The sequence below is a fragment of the Leptolyngbya sp. FACHB-36 genome (assembly GCF_014695955.1).
Taxonomy (GTDB): Bacteria; Cyanobacteriota; Cyanobacteriia; order Leptolyngbyales; family Leptolyngbyaceae; genus FACHB-36.
Map to the genome: position 1 here is coordinate 1 of NZ_JACJPG010000278.1, position 3,785 is coordinate 3,785.

The following is a 3,785-nucleotide window of genomic DNA, read 5'->3' on the forward strand; positions in this document are numbered from 1 at the left end:
GCCGAAGGTCGCCTGACCCTGGCGGATGCGCTGGTATTTGCAGAAAAGCTGGGCGTAGACGCGATCGTGGATTTGGCAACGTTGACGGGAGCCTGTGTGGTCGCGCTGGGCGAGGATATTGCGGGTTTGTGGAGTCCTGATGATGCCGTTGCGACTCAACTGACCGAAGCGGCAAAACTCGCGGGTGAAAAACTCTGGCGGATGCCAATGGAGGATAAGTACTTCGAGGGCTTGAAATCGCCGCTTGCTGATATGAAAAACACCGGACCCCGTGCGGGTGGCGCAATTACAGCAGCGCTGTTTCTAAAGCAGTTTGTTAAAGACACCCCGTGGGCGCACTTAGACGTAGCAGGTCCAGTCTGGGCTGACAAAGAGAATGGCTACAACGGCGCAGGCGCAACGGGCTTTGGGGTTCGGACGCTTGTAAGCTGGGTTGCCAGCTAACGCCCACTGTCAAACCTAGCCCAACCTATCTCTCACAAGAAGAGGAGCCTCAACTCTAATCAATTTAGGCTCCTCTTCTCGTATTCTCGTAAGAAGTAGCTGTACACAGGTTCTACAACACTTCCCAGTGAACCCTTCCAGCAGAATTCACCTCGTTAAGCCATGCTCTAGCGCAAACCGCACCAGTTCTGTGCGACTGTTTGTGCCCGTTTTGCTAAAAAGGCGGCTGACGTACTTCTCAACGTTGCGAACGCTGGTCTCTAAGCGGCGCGCAATCTCTTTGTTCATCAAGCCATCGACCACCAGTTCCAGAACGCTTTGCTCTCTGGGCGTGAAGTCAATTTTGATCGGGCTGGGAGATTGAGCGATCGCTCCGCGCTGAGTCAAAAGCGCTCGAATTTCAGCAATCTGGCGCGCCATGTCAGCGATGTTGTGTGTATCATCCGTTTCGCTGGCGGTGCGCAGGGCAGCTTGTTTTTCTAACAGATTGGACACGATCGCGACAAGCTCATCGGGGTCAAACGGCTTAGACAAATACGCATCGACCCCGGCGGTGTAGCCCTGAATCCGGTCTGCCGTCATGCCCCTCGCGGTCAAGAACACCACAGGCAAACTTTTCAACTGGGGATCGTCACGTAGCTGCTTGAGGAACTGGTAGCCGTCTACCTGCGGCATCATAATGTCCGTAATCACCAAATCCGGCAGCTTTTGGTGCGCCAGTTCCAACCCATCTCGCGCATTACTGGCAACATCGACCGTGAAGCCGCTGTCTTCTAAATATGCTTGCACCGCCTCGCGCAAACCCGGCTCATCATCGACTAACAACAGTTGACCCGGCATTCAATCTGCTCCTGATGCAATAAAACATGCGTTATGAAGGGATACGGATATGGTACTCATAACTCTTCGACACGGCATCCCTCACTCTGTTGATTTACTGGTCGGTCAACTGATTCGCAATTTGTTACGCGATACACAACGTTATGTGCAGGTGGGGGAAGTCGCGGCTACACTAATCAACGGTTGCCCATCCGCATGGGTGCATTTGTGAGGTTGTTCCTTTCATGATCAAAGTCACTCAGGCTCCCCAAGGACCTGTTCAAGTGAGACAGCGGTTTTCCATTTCTGGCGTTGCTTCGCCCAACTACGCCAACCAGACGCTGACCCTGACCGTAGATGGGCAGTATCGAACGGCGGGACCGATCGTTGCCGCCGACGGCAGTTGGAAGGTAGATTTTTTGTTTCAGCAGGCAGGCAGTCGCCGCTTACGGATTGCCGTTGGCACGGAGGGCGTCGATCTGACCATCCAGGTTGTTACCCAAGCGCCGCAGCCTGCCCCGCCACAACCTCCCAAGCCGACCCCACAGCCGCCGCGCTCCCCTCGGCTGCGATTTACCAATTTGCCGGCCCGGATTCGCGCGGAGGAAAACATCGTCCTCAGCGGCGAAGCAGACGATTACGCAGACGGTGACCAACTCGTTCTGCGGGCAGACCAAAAGTACGAACTTGCCCGTCCACGGGTACAAGCAGGCAAATGGCAAGCTCCAGTCGTGTTTCGTCAGGCGGGGCGCCGCCTGATTGAGATTATTGGCTCTGAGCAGGATCGGGCTCAGGTGACGCTGGACGTGCAGCCCAACGATGTTCTAAAAATCGTTCCTCGAAGCGCTTGGACTAGCCAAGCGACGCCCGCCGACTTGCCAAACTTGCAGCCGAAGCGAATCACCCTTCACCACACGTTTATTAGCCCAACGCCAGCAGTAAGCGCATCCCAAGCTCAAGAGCTAGAGCGGATGCGGAGTATCTGGCGCAGCCACGTTCAGGGAAACGGCTGGAGTGATATTGGCTATCACTACATCATCATGCCCAGCGGCAGGATTTACGAAGCCCGATCGGAGCGCAGACGCGGCGCACACGATGTCGTAAACGATGGAATCGGCGTGGCGTTTGATGGAGTCTACAGCAGCCAAACGATCTCGGCACAGCAGTTTCAGTCTGCGGTAACGCTCTGTACTACGCTGTGTCAGCGCTACGGTTTCAAGGACCCAGCTACACCCGTGCCCACGCCAACGGCTGAGTTTGGTACGCGCAACATACCGCTCATCTGTGGACACCGCGATCGCGTTAGCACCGAGTGTCCCGGCTCTCCGGGCGGTCGGACGGTGCGGCTAGAGGAGATTCGGCAGACGGTGAAGCAGCGTTTGAGATAGCTTCGCTATCAGCGATTCGCTACTTCACTACGGAGTGGTTTGCGGCAGCGTAACAGTCACGGTGGTTCCCTGATCCACCGTGCTGTCGATGTGGATGTGTCCCTGGTGATTTTGAACGATCGCTTGAGCAATCGCCAACCCCAGTCCGGAGCCTGCGCTGGCAGTTTGGGTCCGGGCAGGATCGACGCGGTAAAAGCGATCGAACAAGTGTGGCAGCGCTTCTAGAGGAATGCCGATGCCCGTGTCGCGAATGGTGACCTGCAAATGATAGGTGCCAAGCCGCCCACAACGTTGCAGGTCTACTTGCACTGTGCCGCCAACGGGCGTGTACTGAACCGCATTACCGACCAGATTGGTGAACAATCGAGCTAGCTGGTCGCGATCGGCAGACAGCGCTGTCCAGTCACTGACCGTTCGCGCTGTCACCGCCACGGTCGAACTTGATAGCGCTGCGCTGACTGAAGCTGTGGGCAAGGCAGCGCTATCGGTCGGTTCGATGCAGGTAAGATTAAGTTGAATGCCTTTTTCCTGCGCGATCGTCTGCTGTTCTTCGATCACTTCATCCAGCAGAGTATCCAGCGTTACAGGCAGGTGGCGAACCTGCACCATGCCGCTATCTTGTCGCGCCAAGAACAGCAAATCGTCTACTAAGCGCCCAAGTCGTCGGGTCAGTCGCTCGACGACTTTCAAATGCTGCTGCTGTTGCAGCAGATCAGGGTCTGGGTCTGCTAGGGCAACCTGCACATTCGTTTGAATAATGGCGATCGGGTTCCGCAACTCGTGAGAGGCATCTGCCGTAAACTGCTTTAGCCGCTGGTACGAATCGCGCACGGGTTGCATCGCCAACCCCGACAGAAACCAACCGATCGCCCCAACTGCCGCAATCATCAGCGTCATCCCCATACTCAGGTCAAGCACCAACTGGCGTGTTGGCTTCGTCACCTCAAACCAGGGGTGGCTCACCCGCAGATAGCCCAGCACTTGACGACCAATCTCAACACGGTGCGTCACTTGGCGAAGCAAGAGCGGATCGGGGGAGGGGGGAGGAGCTTGAGATTTGAGGTTTGTTTGAGGTTCGAGGTTGCTCTCCACAGACCCTTTGCCCTTCCCCGCTTTCTCTACCCCCCGTATCAC

General features: G+C 56.2%; 3 protein-coding genes and 1 pseudogene. 2 read left to right on the forward strand and 2 right to left on the reverse strand.

Annotated features, from left to right (window positions below; genetic code table 11):
• Positions 1 to 444 (forward strand): annotated as a pseudogene (locus tag H6F43_RS07330) (leucyl aminopeptidase); the annotation flags it as partial.
• Positions 445 to 591: 147 nt separating this feature from the next.
• Here the strand turns inward: H6F43_RS07330 and H6F43_RS07335 are convergent.
• The gene (locus H6F43_RS07335; RefSeq protein WP_190342137.1) at positions 592 to 1,284 is read right to left on the reverse strand and encodes a response regulator transcription factor; all 693 of its coding nucleotides are present in this window, start codon (positions 1,282 to 1,284) and stop codon (positions 592 to 594) included.
• Between the two features lie 224 nt (positions 1,285 to 1,508).
• Between H6F43_RS07335 and H6F43_RS07340 the strand changes: the two genes are divergently transcribed.
• Positions 1,509 to 2,651, forward strand: coding sequence for a peptidoglycan recognition family protein (locus H6F43_RS07340; protein ID WP_190342139.1), 1,143 nt, complete (start codon positions 1,509 to 1,511; stop codon positions 2,649 to 2,651).
• 27 nt (positions 2,652 to 2,678) lie between these two features.
• Here the strand turns inward: H6F43_RS07340 and H6F43_RS07345 are convergent.
• Positions 2,679 to 3,785 (reverse strand): HAMP domain-containing sensor histidine kinase (locus H6F43_RS07345; RefSeq protein ID WP_190342141.1); only part of this gene is annotated, 1,107 nt, incomplete at its 5' end.

Bases quoted from the DNA above. Each gene is read 5' to 3' on its own strand.
- H6F43_RS07335 (WP_190342137.1), bottom strand. From the start codon at position 1,284: ATGCCGGGTCAACTGTTGTTAGTCGATGATGAGCCGGGTTTGCGCGAG.
- H6F43_RS07340 (WP_190342139.1), top strand. From the start codon at position 1,509: ATGATCAAAGTCACTCAGGCTCCCCAAGGACCTGTTCAAGTGAGACAG.